This is a genomic window from Streptomyces sp. NPDC102490 (assembly GCF_044765285.1).
In the GTDB taxonomy this organism is placed as follows: Bacteria; Actinomycetota; Actinomycetes; order Streptomycetales; family Streptomycetaceae; genus Streptomyces.
The window spans coordinates 14,736-28,694 of sequence record NZ_JBIWJU010000012.1 but is presented as its reverse complement, the minus strand read 5'-3'; the positions used below and the strand labels follow the sequence as shown (position 1 = coordinate 28,694).

Sequence of the window (13,959 nt, the reverse complement as noted above, 5' to 3'; positions counted from 1 at the left end):
CGCCCGGCAGCGGCACCGTGCCGCTGCCGTCCAGGCCGTCCCGCGGCGCGGGGCGCGCACGCACCGTCCCGCCCGACCCCCGCGGCGGTCGGGGCGGTCGGGGCGGGAGCATCGGTGTGTCGCCGCCCGGCGGTGCCGTTCACCCCGCGAACGCCGGCTGCGCCACCCCCCGTCCCGCGCCCGGCACCACCAGCAGGGAGCCCGCCAGGGGGTGCGGGGATGCCAGGCCGACCCGGGCGGTGGTGAGGTACAGGTCGGTGAGGTCCGGGCCGCCGAAGGCGCAGGCCGTGACGCGCGGGACGGGGAGGGCGATCACCCGGTCCAGCTCGCCGGACGGGGTGTAGCGGCGGATCGCGCCGCCGTCCCACAGGGCGGTCCACACACAGCCGTCGGCGTCGACGCACAGGCCGTCGGGGAAGCCCGCGCCGTCCTCGATCACGGCCAGCGGGCGGCGGTTCGCGATCCGGCCGTCCCCGGCGACGTCGAAGACGTCGATACGGCGGGTCGGGGTGTCGGCGTAGTACATCAGCGTGCCGTCGGGGCTCCAGCCGGTGCCGTTGCTCACCGTCACGTCGTCGAGGACGGTCTCGGCGGTGCCGTCGCCGGTGAACCGGGTCAGCGTGCCGCCGCCCGGTGCCTCGTCGTAGCGCATGGTGCCCGCCCACAGGCTGCCGTCGGGGGCGACGGCGGCGTCGTTGCCGCGGCGGCCGGGGACCGGTTCCCTGTGCAGCCAGCGGAAGGTGTCGTCGGGGTCGAGCAGGCCGACGCCGTCCCGCAGGTTGAGGACCAGGCCGCCGCCCGCGCGGGGCTTGACGGCGCCCACGTGCTGCTCGGTGCGGCGCAGCGTGCGCCGGCCGGTGGCCGGGTCGTAGGTGTGCACGCGGGAGTTCAGGATGTCGAGCCACAGGAGGCGGCCCGTCGCCGGGTCCCAGGTGGGGCCCTCGCCGAGGGACGCCTCCGCGCGGACGGCCACCTCGAAGACCGTGCCGGTCGCGGTCATGCCGCGCTCCGGTGGCCGAGCCGCTCGGAGAGGTCGGCCGCGCCCTTGACGGCGAGCTGCTCCAGTTCGGCGCGGCGCTCCTCGCTCCAGCGGATCATGGGCACGGAGATCGACAGCGCGGCGACGACGCGGCCGGTGCGGTCGCGGACCGGGGCGGCGACGCAGGAGACGTCCGGGTTGGACTCGCGGCTCTCCACGGCGGTGCCGCGCTCGCGGATCGCGGCCAGGGCCTCGCGCAGGGCGGCCGGGTCGGTGATGCTGTTCGGGGTCATCGCGGTCAGCTCGGCGCCGTCCGGGAAGCGCGCGGCGACCTCCGGCTCGGGCAGGGAGGCCAGCAGCATCTTGCCGACCGACGTGCAGTGCGCGGGCAGCCGGCGCCCGGCCGCGGAGACCATGCGCACCGCGTGCGTGGAGTCCACCTTGGCGATGTAGATGACGTCGGTGTCCTCCAGGATCGCCACGTGCACCGTCTCGTCGCAGGTCTCGGCGACGGTGCGGGCGACCTGCTGGCCCTCCGCGGCGAGGTCGAGGTGCTCGGCGTAGCGGGCGCCGAGCTGGTACGGACGCACGCCGAGCCGGTACCGTCCGGACTGCCCGGGGACCGGGACGATGTACTTGCGGGCGGCGAGCGTGGTGACCAGCTCGTGCACGGTGGTGCGCGGCAGCTGGAGCCTGCGCACGATGTCGGGGGCGGAGAGCGTGCCGTCCCCGTCGAGGAAGAGCTCCAGTATGTCGAGAGCCCGGGTCACGGCCGGCACGAGGCGTCCCATGTCCAGCCCCCTCCCTGAGTATGTTCGAGATTTCAACAGGCGGTCGGAATGACGAACACAGGCTACTCATATCGCGTTTGCCTGGGCAATGGGCGGGTGATGATGGTGGCCATGCCGACCGGAAAGCAGCCCGCGACACCGTTCACCCCGCGCGACTTCCAGCTGGTCCTGCTGCGCCGCATGGCCGACCACAACCCGGGGCCGGTGGAGGACGCCCGCCGTGAGCTGGGCGCCTCGGTCGCGGACATGCGCGAGGCGAACAAGCGCTGGCAGGCGATGCTCCACTCCCCCCGGTCCCGTTCGGCCGCCGCGCGGTACCGCTCGGTCCTCGGTGAACCGGAGTCGGTGGCGTCCCGCCGGATCGGCGGCCTGGAGTGCGAGGCCCGGCGGTGGGCGCTGCCCCTGTGGCCGGACCTGCGCTTCGAGGTGCTGGTCGCCGACCGGGGCACCGTCTGGACCGAGTGGCTGGTGCGCGCCCCCGGCGCGCAGGGGCCCGAGCTGCGCACGCTGGAGGACCTCACGCCCTGGTCCTGCACGGTGGACGAGGCGGCCCGCGCCTTCGCCCCCGCCCGGCCGCTCCAGGGCTCGGCCCCGACCCGGTGGGGGCTGGCCTTCGCCGCCCCGGACCGGGACGGCGTACGGCACGAGGTGGCCGCCGAGTTCACCTGGGGCCTGTTGCAGCGCACGGCCGTCGGTGGGTGACGCGGGCCCCGCGTCACCGGGTCAGCGTTCGCCCTCCGGGTCCCAGTCCAGCAGGCGGACCTTGGCGACCGTGCGGACGTGGCGGCGCATCGCGGTGGCCGCCTGCCGGGGCTGCCGGGCGGCCACCGCGTCCAGGATCGCCCGGTGCTGGGCCAGGGAGCGGCCGGGGCGGCCGGGCTGGCGCAGGGACTCGGTGCGGCTCTCGGCGATCTGGTGGGCGATGGACCGCATGAACTCGGCGAGCAGGCTGCTGTGCGCCGCCGCCGTCACCGCCGCGTGGAACAGCCGGTCCCCCTCGACGCCGTGCCCGCCCCCGTCGATCTCCTCGGCCATCACGTCCAGCGCGGACCGCAGGGCGGCGAGGTCGTCCTCCGTGCGGCGCTCGGCGGCCAGTTCGGCGAGTTTGGTCTCCAGGGCCTCGCGGGCCTCCAGGACGTCCGGGAGGCGCCGGCGGCGTTCGACCATCTTCTCCACGGGTTCGACGTCGAGGCTGTCGCGGACCAGATAGGTCCCGCCGCCGTGCCGCGCCTCCACCAGGCCCTGGACCTCCAGGACCACGATCGCCTGCTTCACCGAGGCGCGGCTGACGCCGAGGCGCTGGGCGAGGTCCCGTTCGGGCGGAAGCCGGTCGCCGGCCCTGAGGCCGCCGTCGGTGACGTACTGGCGCAGCCGCTCCAGCACCTGTTCGTACAGGCGCTGCCTGGTCATGGGCCGCAGGGCGTCGGTCATGAGATCCCCCCTCTCGCCGGGAGCGTAGCACCGGGGCCGCCGGTGGCCCGATGGCCGAGTGGCTGAACCAATTCTCGCGCGACCTCTTGACGTCGCCCACCGCTGGGCCCACGCTGACCAGCCAACCGCACCACGCCAAGTGGCTCAGCCACTCGGCCACTCCTACCGACCGTCAGGGCAGCACTCGGGAGCCCCCGCATGTCCCCCGAACTCATCTCGATCCTCGTCCTCGTCGTGGTGTTCGTCATCGCCACCACCCGCTCCGTCAACATGGGCGCGCTCGCCTTCGCCGCCGCGTTCGGGGTGGGCACGCTCGTCGCCGACCTCGACGCGGACGGCATCTTCGCCGGTTTCCCCGGTGACCTGTTCGTCGTCCTCGTCGGCGTCACCTATCTGTTCGCCATCGCCCGGGCCAACGGCACCACCGACTGGCTGGTGCACGCGGCCGTCCGGCTGGTGCGGGGCCGGGTGGCGCTGATTCCGTGGGTGATGTTCGCGCTCACCGGCGCGCTCACGGCGATCGGCGCGGTCAGCCCGGCCGCGGTCGCGATCGTCGCGCCGATCGCCCTGAGCTTCGCCACCCGGTACTCGATCAGCCCGCTGCTCATGGGCACGATGGTGGTGCACGGCGCGCAGGCCGGCGGCTTCTCGCCGATCAGCATCTACGGCTCGATCGTCAACGGCATCGTGGAGCGGGAGAAGCTCCCCGGCAGCGAGATCGGCCTCTTCCTCGCCTCCCTGGTCGCCAACCTCCTCATCGCGGCCGTGCTGTTCGCGGTGCTCGGCGGGCGGGGGCTGTGGGCGCGCGGGGCGGTGGCACCGCAGGACGGCGGCGCCCCCGGCAAGGGCGGCACGGAGACCACGGCCCCCGGCACCGGTACGGACGCGGGCACCGGCACCGGTACGGCCGAGGGCACCGGCGGCACCGCCCCCGCCGCCGTGGCCGTCCGGCCCGGCGAGGAGACCGGCGGGACCGCCGAGGGCCTCCGTCTCACCCCCTCGCGCATCGCCACCCTGGTCGCCCTGGTCGCCCTGGTCGTGGCCGTCCTCGGCTTCGACCTGGACGCCGGTCTGACCGCGGTCACCCTGGCCGTCGCCCTGAGCACCGTCTGGCCGGACGACAGCCGCCGCGCCGTCGGCGAGATCGCCTGGTCCACGGTGCTGCTGATCTGCGGTGTCCTCACCTACGTCGGTGTGCTGGAGGAGATGGGCACCATCACCTGGGCCGGTGAGGGCGTCGGCGGCATCGGCGTCCCGCTGCTGGCCGCCGTACTGCTCTGTTACATCGGCGCCCTCGTGTCGGCGTTCGCCTCCTCCGTGGGCATCATGGGCGCGCTGATCCCGCTGGCGGTGCCCTTCCTCGCGCAGGGCGAGATCGGGGCGGCCGGCATGGTGGCGGCGCTCGCGGTGTCGGCGACGGTGGTGGACGTCAGCCCGTTCTCGACGAACGGCGCGCTGGTGCTGGCCGCGGCCCCGGACGTGGACCGGGACCGTTTCTTCCGGCAGCTCATGGTCTACGGCGGGATCGTGGTGGCGGCCGTGCCCGCGCTGGCCTGGCTGGTGCTGGTGGTGCCCCGATTCGGGTAGGCCCACCTCGCGGGTCCGGCGCGATCCGGCGCGATCCGCCGTGATCCGGCAGCCTTGAACGACAGCTCTCGGGCGACAGTTCCCGGGCGACAGTTAAGGAGTACGACGCGTGTCCTCTCTCTTCCCGGCCCTCTCCCCGGCCCCGACCGGCGCTCCGGCCGACCGGCCCGCGCTGCGGTTCGGCGAGCGCTCGCTGACGTACGCGGAACTCGCCGCAGCGGCGGGCGCCACGGCCGGGCGGATCGGCGGCGCCGGCCGGGTCGCGGTCTGGGCCGCCCCGGCGATGGAGACCGCCGTCGCCGTGGTCGCGGCGCTGCTGGCCGGGGTCCCGGCGGTGCCGCTCAACCCGAAGTCCGGCGACAAGGAACTCGCGCACATCCTCTCCGACAGCGCGCCCTCCCTCGTCCTGGCACCCCCGGGCGCCGGACTCCCGCCCGCCCTGGGCGCCCTGGAGCGCATCGACGTCGACGTGCGGGCCCGCGGGACCGTCCCCGAGGACCGCGCCGGCGAGGGCGACCCCGCGCTGGTCGTCTACACCTCCGGCACCACCGGACCGCCCAAGGGCGCCGTCATCCCCCGGCGCGCGCTGGCGGCGACCCTGGACGCGCTCGCCGACGCGTGGCGGTGGACCGGCGACGACGTCCTCGTGCAGGGGCTGCCGCTGTTCCACGTGCACGGGCTGGTCCTCGGCATCCTCGGCCCGCTGCGCCGGGGCGGGTCCGTGCGGCACCTGGGCCGGTTCTCCACCGAGGGCGCGGCCCGGGAGCTGAACGACGGCGCGACCATGCTGTTCGGCGTGCCGACGATGTACCACCGGATCGCCGAGACGCTCCCCGGCGACCCGGAGCTGGCGAAGGCGCTGTCCGGGGCGCGGCTGCTGGTGTCGGGGTCGGCCGCGCTGCCGGTGCACGACCACGAACGCATCGCCGCCGCCACCGGACGCCGGGTCATCGAGCGGTACGGCATGACCGAGACTCTGATGAACACCAGCGTCCGCGCCGACGGCGAGCCGCGCGCCGGGACGGTGGGCGTGCCGCTGCCCGGCGTGGAGCTGCGGCTGGTGGAGGAGGACGGCACCCCGCTCGCGGCGCTGGACGGGGAGAGCGTCGGCGAGATCCAGGTGCGCGGCCCGAACCTGTTCACCGAGTACCTGAACCGCCCCGACGCCACCGCCGCCGCCTTCACCGCGGACGGCTTCTTCCGCACCGGCGACATGGCGGTGCGCGACCCCGACGGCTACGTCCGCATCGTGGGCCGCAAGGCCACCGACCTGATCAAGAGCGGCGGGTACAAGATCGGGGCGGGCGAGATCGAGAACGCGCTGCTGGAACACCCCGGGGTGCGGGAGGCCGCGGTCACCGGGGAGCCGGACCCGGACCTCGGGGAGCGGATCGTGGCCTGGATCGTCCCGGCCGACCCCGCCGCGCCGCCCGCCCTCGACGCGCTGGCCGACCACGTCGCCGGGCGGCTCGCCCCGCACAAGCGGCCCCGCGTGGTCCGGTACCTGGACGCGCTGCCCCGCAACGACATGGGGAAGATCATGAAGCGGGCGCTGGACCGTGGCTGAGCGCCTGACCGCGCGGGAGTTCCTCGCCCTGGTCACCGACGGTTCCAGCTTCGCCGAACTCCCCCACCCGGACGGCGCGTGGCGGCCGGACGGCCCCCTGGGCTGGCCCGGCTACGACGCCTCGCGGGCCCGCGCCGCCGAGCGCACCGGCGAGGCGGAGTCCGTCGTCTGCGGCACCGGCCGGGTCGAGGGCACCCGGGCCGTGCTCATCTCCTTCGAGTTCGGCTTCCTGGGCGGCTCGCTGGGGCACCGCACCGGCGACCGGATAGCGGCGGCGTACGCCCACGCCCGTGCCCACCGGCTGCCGGTGGTGCCGTTGGTGGCGACCGGCGGCAGCCGGATGCAGGAGGGGATGCTCGCGCTGACCCAGCTCCAGCGGGTCGCCCGGCAGTCGGCGCTCACCCGGGCGGCCGGTCTTCCGCAGATCGCGGTGGTGCGGGACCCGGCGACCGGGGGCGGCTGGGCGACGCTGGGCGCGGGCGCCGACGTGGTCCTCGCCCTGCCCGGCGCGCAGGTCGGTTTCGCGGGCTCGCGGGTCCGGCCGCCGGACGCCGACCCCGCGGCGTACACGGCCGAGGCGCAGGTGGCGGCGGGCAGCGCGGACGCCGTCGTACCGCCCGGGGAGCTGCGCGCGACGCTGGGCCGGTGGCTGCGGCTGCTGACGGCGCCGTCCGGGGACCCGGCGCCGGTGCCGGAGCCGCTGGGCGCGCGGGACCTGCCGGCCGACGGCTGGGACGCGGTGCGCAGGGCCCGGGCGCCCGGACGTCCCCGCGCGGTGGCGTACCTGGACGCCTACTTCACCGAGCGCGTCGCGCTGTCCGGCGACCGCTGCGGCGGCCGGGACCCGGAGGGCATGCTGTGCGGCTTCGGCACGCACGCGGGGCGGACGGTGGCGTACGCCGCCCAGACGGGCACGGCGACCCGGCCCGCCGGGTACCGCACCGCGACCCGGCTGCTCCGGCTCGCGGACCGGCTCGGCATCCCGGTGCTGACCCTGGTGGACACGCCGGGCGCGGCCAACGACGCGGAGGCGGAGCGGGAGGGGGTGGGTCCGGCGATCGCGGACCTGTTCGGCGCCGTGGCCTCGGTGCGCACGCCGGTCACCACGCTGGTGATCGGCGAGGGCGGCTCGGGCGGCGCGCTGGCCCTGGCGGCGCCGGGCGCCACCTGGGCCACCCCGGACAGCTACTTCTCCGTCATCGCGCCGGAGCAGGCGGCGGCGATCCTCAAGCGCCCGCCGCAGGAGGTGGAGACGACGGCCGGTCAACTGCGGTTGCGCCCGCAGGACTTGGCCCGGCTTGGCGTGATCCGAACAAGGGAGCAGGTGTTCCCTGGAACAGGTGATCGTCGCTCTGAAGAGCGTAGGTGACTGAAGGGACCAACGATACTTACGGTGTGCGAGCAACGGGCTGCAGACCGTAGTTGACGCACATGTCCCGAGTAAGTCCCAGCGGTGCCCGGCGGGCCCCGCACAGCAACAGCGCAAGGAGCTGCACGATCATGAACCTTCTCACCGACATCCTCGCCGGCCTCGTCCACTTCGTCGGCTGGCTGGTCTGACGGTCCGAGAAACCGACGGCGCCGCCTCCCCGTCCCAGGGAGGCGGCGCCGTCCGCGTGCGGACGAGCGGGAGCGGGGCCTACCGCACGGCCACCGCCCGCAGGATCTCCTGGGTGACCGAGCCGCCCCGGTCGTCGCGCGCGAAGGCCCGCAGCGAGACGTGCTCGGCGTCGCGCGGCACGCTCAGCGTCCCGTGCCAGGACGCCACCCCGGCACCGCCGCGCAGCCCGACCCGCTGCCAGGTCTTCCCGTCGTCGTACGACACCTCCAGCCTGCCGCCGCCGATCGTGCCGGTGTCCGGGGCGCCCGCCACGTGCGCCGCCCCGAGCCCGACCCGCAGCTTCTTCCCGCCGCGCACCGTGCCCGCGAGGTCGGTGTCCACGTCGAAGGAGAGGTTGATCAGCGGCAGGAAGGTCCACCGGTCGTCCGGCGTGGCCGCCGACCGGAAGGTCCACTCCGCGTGGCCCTTGGTCGCGAGCGGCCAGCGTGCCGCGTCCAGCGCGGTGTCGGTGACGAGCCGGTACGTGTGCGCGTCGGCGGGGGCGTCGGAGACGTACGCGGCGGAACCCGTTCCCTGGTCGGCCAGTTCACCGTCCAGGTACACCGACGTGGTTTGCGACATGCCGCTGCTCTCACTCCACACGTCGCCGAAACCGGTGTGGTCGGGCCCCGAGTCGCCCCAGCCGGGCGCGTTGAACTGGAGCCGGTTCCCGGCCCGTTGCTGTCCCCAGCCGAGCCCGGTGCCGAGGTAGGGGTGCCACACCGGCTTGAACCAGTTCAGCTCCGCGCGCGAGCCGCCCCGGTACTCGGACAGTCCGCCGCGCTCCTCCAGCGCCTCACCGGCGCTCGTCACGGTCTCGTGCCACAGCTGGCCGGGCCCGGTGGACACGTACTCGGTGCGTTCGGCGGGGTAGGCGATCCGCTCCCGGAAGCCGAGCCCGATCGGGAAGGTGTCGGTGATCGAGTACCGGAACTCGCCGCCGCTCGACGGCTCGTCGCCGTGGTACTTGGTGTGCAGCACTGCGAGGCCGCGGTGTCCGGGCGCGTAGGCGAGGTCCCGGTCGGGCACGGCGCCCTTGTGCCCCTCGGACAGGTCGTACACGTAGGGCGTGTCGCGGGTGCCGGTCATGTCGACCCGTCCGGCCTTGCGCAGCCGGGCGGCGTCGGCCGCGGAGACCGTGGCGATCTGGAGCGGCCGGTCGGCGTTGTCGTCGGTGCCCCACCAGGACATCAGCCGTCCCGGCGCGTCGTCGGTGACGAACAGCGCCTTGACGCCCGCGTCCTGCGCGGCCTGGGCGAGCGCCGTAGGTTCGGTCCCGTCCGTGAGCCGGGCGAGGACCGCCTTGCCGCGGACGCCGCCCGGGAAGGGCCCGGCGCCGACGTCGACCAGGGGCAGCCGGGTGCGGCCCTCGATCAGGGTGCCGCCGGACTGCACGGCGGCCTCGCCGATCCCCTTGACCTCCAGGAGCGGCTTGCCGAGCCGCCACACGGTGCGGTACTCGAAGTCGCCCTGGGTGACCTTCTTCGTGGGCGCGGCGAAGACGCTGTCGTACGTCAGCGGCACCTGGACGGCGCCGAACAGGTCGGAGCCGTTGGCGCTGCGGTCGTACTCCATGAGGAGCTGCCGGGTCTCGGTGCGCTTGTCGACCTCGGCGCTGATCTCGCGCAGTTCACGGCCGTCCAGGGTGATCTCGCGGTCCCGGTCGAGGGCGACCTCCGGTGCGGCGAGGAAGCCGAGGCCGAGGGAGTCGGCGCCGTGGCTGCCGCGCACGTCGAGGAAGGACGCCAGGCTGTACGTCCCGCGCGGGAGCCGCAGTTCCAGGGTGCCGGAGTCCGGGACGTGCGCGGGCACGGGGTCGACGCCCCCGGTGAGCCGCTGGACGGTCAGGTCGGCCGGGGCCGCGGCGCCGGAGCGGTCCTTGACGTGCACGGTGAGCGTGTACCGCTCGTCCTCCTTGACCAGCCCGAACGCGGTGTGCGCGAGGGTCTTCCCGCTCGCGTCGGCCGCGACGACCTGTCCGCCGGTGGTGCCGACCGGCGCCTTGGACCCGTCACCGGTGACGGTGGTGGCGGCGGTGCCGTGCGCGGGCACGGTCAGGGAGGTGTCGGCGAGGGTGACGACACCCTCGGGGGCGCCCCGCGCGGACAGTCGCAACTCGACCGGCGCGTCGGAGTCGTTGGTGTACGTGAGCGTCCTGGTGACCGGCTCGTTGGACGCGTACGGCCACGCGTAGAAGCCCAGGTCGGCGCTGCCGGTGGCAGTGAGGTCGGCGTTCACGGCGTCCGGCACGCTGACCCGGCCGGCGCCCGACTGGTGGACGGGGGCGTCCAGTTCCTTCGAGGTGGACATCAGCGCGTCCTTGAGGCGCGCACCGCTCCAGTCGGGGTGCTCCTCGGCGAGCAGCGCGGCCACCCCGGCGATGTGCGGCGTCGCCATCGACGTACCGTCCATGCTGGTGTAGTCGCCGCTGCCCTCGGCGAGCCGGGAGCGGGCGGCGAGGATGCCGACGCCCGGGGCCGACAGGTCGGGCTTGAGCGCGTTGTCCCCGTACCGGGGCCCGGCGCTGGTGAACCAGGCGGCCTGGTCGGCGGAGTCGACGGCGCCCACGGTGAGGGCGGCGTCGGCCGCGCCGGGCGAGCCTATGGAGGACGGGGCGCCGGTGTTCCCGGCCGCGATCACGAACAGGGCGCCGGTCTCGCGGGACAGGGTGTTGACGGCCTCGGCCATCGGGTCGGTGCCGTCGCTGGGTTCGGTGGAGCCGAGGCTCATGGAGACGATGCCGGCGTCCACGTCCCGGGCGGCCCACTCCATGCCCGCGATGATCTCCGACTCGCTGCCGGAGCCCCCGTCGTCGAGGACCTTGCCGACCGCGAGCGTGGCGCCGGGCGCGACGCCCTTCTCCTTGCCGTCGGAGGCCGCGCCGCTGCCGCCCACGGTGGAGGTGACGTGTGTGCCGTGGCCGTGCCGGTCGGCGACCTCCTCGCCGGGGATGAAGCTCTTGCTCCGGGCGATCCGCCCCGCGAGGTCGGGGTGCCCGGCGTCCACGCCGCTGTCCAGCACGGCCACGGTGACGCCCTTGCCGGTCAGTCCGGCCTCCCACGCCTCGGGCGTGCCGATCTGCGCGTTGGACTCGGCCATCGCCGCGGTGACCCGTCCGTCGAGCCACACACCGTCCACACCGGCGCCGCCACGGGTGAATTCCCGCCAGAATTCACGCCCCTTGCCGGCCCGCACGGCGGCGCCGCGCACGCTGGGCAGCGACCGCGTCCGCTCGGTGCCTCGCGGGGTGGCGGCCCGCGCGCCCTTGCCGTAGGTCACGATCAGCGGCAGCTCGCCGGTCTCGTCGTCGGCCAGCCCCTGCTTCAGCAACTCACCGACGTCGAAGAGCCGTTCGTCGAGGCTGCCGTCGCGCAGATGCGGCAGGGCCTCGTCCGGTACGACGGTGGTCCGGCCGCCCGAACTGCTGGTGCGCACGGCCCCGGTGGCGCCCTCGGGCCGCTCGACCGTGACGGTCTTCCGCCCGCCGCCGAGATCGGTGACGGTCACCCGGTCCCCGGTGACGAGGGTGACGGTACGGGCCGCGCCGTGCGCGGTGGCCGTGCGGTCGGCCGCGGCCGGGGGGTGCGCCGGGTCCGGGGGCGGGTCCTGCGCCGCCGCCGTCCCGGCCGGCAGCAGCGCGATCACGAGCCCCGCCGACAGGAGGGCCGCCCCGCGTCTGACTGGTCCTGTGCTCATCCACGTCTCTCTTCGTGTCGTCGTAGAGTGCTGTGACGAGTGCTGTGAGCAGTCTCAGGGGGCCCGTGGGGCAAGGGAGTTGACCAGGGGCGGCGGTTAGTCGCCCTGGCGGGTTTCCGCCAGCGGCCGGACGGACCGACGGCGCGGGACGGGACACGGCCGAGTACCGTCCGTCACAATGGTGCCGCGCACGGACACGTACGGCACACGGGGAGCGAGCGGCGTCATGGACGGGTTGGTCGAGTTCAAGACCGAGGACGGCGTACGGGTGGTCGTCGAGGGCGTCGAGGACGAGGACGGCGCCCGGCTGGTCTCGCGCGGCGACGGCCCGGCCCGCGCGGCCCGCACCTTCGAGGACTCGCTGGACGGCGTGCGGGCGGCGGCCGCGTCCGCGCTGCGGGTCTTCCGGGACGGCTCGCTCCGACCCGACGCGGTGGAGCTGGAGTTCGGGGTCAAGCTGAGCGCGGAGGCCGGCGCGGTCATCGCGAAGGGCTCGGCGGAGGGCCATCTGGTGGTGCGACTGAGCTGGTCGCCCGAGCCGTCCCCGGCCCGCGCCGAGCCGGAGCCCGCTTCGACGCGTCCCGCGACCCCGGACGCCGCCGCGCTGTCATGAGCGGTGCCGCCTGGCACGCCCGCGTCGCGTGCGGCACGGAGGTCGGCGCCGGATTCCTCGTCTCCGCCCGCCGGTTGCTCACCTGCGCCCATGTCGTCAGGTGGGCCGACCGCGCGCCGGTGACGGTGAGCTTCCCGGGGCGCCGGGAGCTGGGCGAGCTGTCCGGCACGGTCGCCGTGCACGGCGGCTGGCGGGACGGCGCCGCCGACCTCGGCGACCTGGCCGTACTGGAGCTGGACCGGGAGGTGCCGCTCACCCCCGCCGCCTTCGCCCCGCCCGGCACGGAGCGGACCGCGCCCGTCCCCGAGCTGATCGCCTACGGCTTCCCCAAGGGGTACGACGAGGGCATGCTCGCCTCCTACCGCGCCCTGCCGGGACCGCTCATCTCCGACGAGTGGGTCCAGTTGGAGGCGCTCACGGCGCACGGCCAGCCGCTGGCCGCCGGGTTCAGCGGCGCGGCGCTGACGCTGGCCGACGGCACGGTCGTCGGCATGGTCTCCGCCGTCGCGGGCGCCCGGGACGTACGGGTCGGGCGGATGCTGCCCGTCGAGGTCATGGCGCGCTACTGGCCGGAGCTGGGCGAGCTGGTGCCCACCCCCGGTCACCGGGCGGACGCCCGCAGGCGGCTGTACGCGCTGGTGCGCCGGGCCGAGGAGGGCGGCCTGGACTGCGACCCGAACCGGCTGTACGTCTCCGCGATGGACGCCTTCGACCCGCCGCTGCCGCCGGGCGGTTTCGCCTCCCTGCGGGAAGCCGCCGCGTATGTGCAGTGGGAGGTGCCGGACCCGGCGGCCGTGGCCCGGTTCGCCGACCGGCTGGCGGAGCGGCTGCACGCCCCGCCGCCGCGCCCCGCCGCCTGGTCGCCCATCGTCGTGGAGATCGACCACAGCGGGGCCGGCGCCGACCAGGTCACCGTCGAGGTGTCCGCCTACCGGGACGGGCAGCGCCGCCCGGTGGGCTCGCGCCGGCTGGCCCGCGGCGCGGTGCGCTCCTTCGTCCAGGAGCGCATCGACGAGGCGTTCACCCAGCTCGACCCCGGCGCCGACGAACTGCTCGTCTTCGTGCTCCCGCGCGAGTGGCTGAACGAACCGGTGGCGCACTGGGAGTGCGGGGAGGACGACTCCACACCGCTGGGCTGCGCCTACCCGCTCGTGGTGACCGACCGGTACCGCCACCGCAGCGGACGCCTCCGCCACCAGCTGCGCAAGAAGTGGCGCAGGCTCGGCTCCGGCCCGGGCGGCCGGCTGCACCGCGTGGACTGCGGCACCCGGGAGCGGCCGGCCGGGCTGCGCAAACGGCTGCGGGACGACGCGGAGCTGGCCGGTTTCGCCACCCCGCCCTCGGCCGCGCCGGAGTACTTCGAGGTCGGCCTCAACCTCCCGGTCCCGGTGCTGCTGTGGCCGCGCCGGGACTGCCCCGGCGAGGAGGGACCCGACGGCCGCTGCGCGGGCACGGCGTTCCTGGACGAGCTGGCGGCGTCCGTGGCGGGCGTGCCGCCGGCCGAACTCCCCCGCCTGGTCATGGAGCTGCGCGAGACGGCGGACGCGGCGGACGCCCCGGACGAGCACTGGGCGCGGGACGTCCAGCTCCTGTGGGACGACCCCCGCTGCTTCGCCGAGCCGCCCGCCCTGCTCCACTCCCCGGTCGGCTGAGCCCGCCCGCCGCGCCCGTGCGCCGACCACCCCGCCGAACCAC

Annotated in this window: 11 protein-coding genes; 7 read left to right on the top strand and 4 right to left on the bottom strand. The window is 75.3% G+C overall.

All coding sequences use genetic code 11. From position 1 onward, the window contains the following. Positions 1-139 precede the first annotated feature (139 nt). Positions 140-1,000: an SMP-30/gluconolactonase/LRE family protein gene (locus ACIRGB_RS26635; RefSeq protein ID WP_403869980.1), complete on the bottom strand. Its 861-nt coding sequence runs from the start codon at positions 998-1,000 to the stop codon at positions 140-142. Continuing rightward, positions 997-1,770, bottom strand: coding sequence for an IclR family transcriptional regulator (locus ACIRGB_RS26630; RefSeq protein WP_052842408.1), 774 nt, complete (start codon positions 1,768-1,770; stop codon positions 997-999). Before ACIRGB_RS26630 ends, ACIRGB_RS26635 begins: the two co-directional genes overlap by 4 nt. A gap of 99 nt (positions 1,771-1,869) precedes the next feature. On the opposite strand from ACIRGB_RS26630, the gene ACIRGB_RS26625 reads away from it, so the two are divergent. Next, on the top strand, positions 1,870-2,472 hold the full coding sequence (locus tag ACIRGB_RS26625; RefSeq protein ID WP_403869976.1) for a hypothetical protein: 603 nt from the start codon (positions 1,870-1,872) through the stop codon (positions 2,470-2,472). 21 nt (positions 2,473-2,493) lie between these two features. Here the strand turns inward: ACIRGB_RS26625 and ACIRGB_RS26620 are convergent, their stop codons facing one another. Continuing rightward, a complete protein-coding gene (locus ACIRGB_RS26620; protein ID WP_403869973.1) occupies positions 2,494-3,201 on the bottom strand; it encodes a FadR/GntR family transcriptional regulator in 708 nt (235 codons plus the stop codon). Positions 3,202-3,399: 198 nt separating this feature from the next. On the opposite strand from ACIRGB_RS26620, the gene ACIRGB_RS26615 reads away from it, so the two are divergent. The 4 genes from ACIRGB_RS26615 (at position 3,400) to ACIRGB_RS26600 (ending at position 7,915) form a co-directional block, all read left to right on the top strand. Beyond that, entirely contained in the window at positions 3,400-4,788 is a 1,389-nt protein-coding gene (locus tag ACIRGB_RS26615) for an SLC13 family permease (RefSeq protein ID WP_403869970.1), read from the top strand. Between the two features lie 109 nt (positions 4,789-4,897). Further along, complete coding sequence (locus ACIRGB_RS26610) at positions 4,898-6,355, top strand: acyl-CoA synthetase (protein ID WP_403869968.1); 1,458 nt, start codon at positions 4,898-4,900, stop codon at positions 6,353-6,355. Beyond that, on the top strand, positions 6,348-7,724 hold the full coding sequence (locus tag ACIRGB_RS26605) for a carboxyl transferase domain-containing protein (protein WP_403869965.1): 1,377 nt from the start codon (positions 6,348-6,350) through the stop codon (positions 7,722-7,724). Before ACIRGB_RS26610 ends, ACIRGB_RS26605 begins: the two co-directional genes overlap by 8 nt. 62 nt (positions 7,725-7,786) lie before the next feature. Beyond that, the gene (locus tag ACIRGB_RS26600) at positions 7,787-7,915 is read left to right on the top strand and encodes a hypothetical protein (RefSeq protein WP_403869962.1); all 129 of its coding nucleotides are present in this window, start codon (positions 7,787-7,789) and stop codon (positions 7,913-7,915) included. Between the two features lie 79 nt (positions 7,916-7,994). On the opposite strand, the gene ACIRGB_RS26595 is transcribed toward ACIRGB_RS26600, so the two are convergent. Further along, on the bottom strand, positions 7,995-11,651 hold the full coding sequence (locus ACIRGB_RS26595; protein ID WP_403869959.1) for a S8 family serine peptidase: 3,657 nt from the start codon (positions 11,649-11,651) through the stop codon (positions 7,995-7,997). Between the two features lie 226 nt (positions 11,652-11,877). Between ACIRGB_RS26595 and ACIRGB_RS26590 the strand changes: the two genes are divergently transcribed. Together ACIRGB_RS26590 and ACIRGB_RS26585 are read left to right on the top strand one after the other, a co-directional pair. Further along, positions 11,878-12,264, top strand: coding sequence for a CU044_2847 family protein (locus ACIRGB_RS26590; protein WP_403869956.1), 387 nt, complete (start codon positions 11,878-11,880; stop codon positions 12,262-12,264). Then, the gene (locus ACIRGB_RS26585; protein ID WP_403869953.1) at positions 12,261-13,916 is read left to right on the top strand and encodes a trypsin-like peptidase domain-containing protein; all 1,656 of its coding nucleotides are present in this window, start codon (positions 12,261-12,263) and stop codon (positions 13,914-13,916) included. Before ACIRGB_RS26590 ends, ACIRGB_RS26585 begins: the two co-directional genes overlap by 4 nt. Positions 13,917-13,959 lie beyond the last annotated feature (43 nt).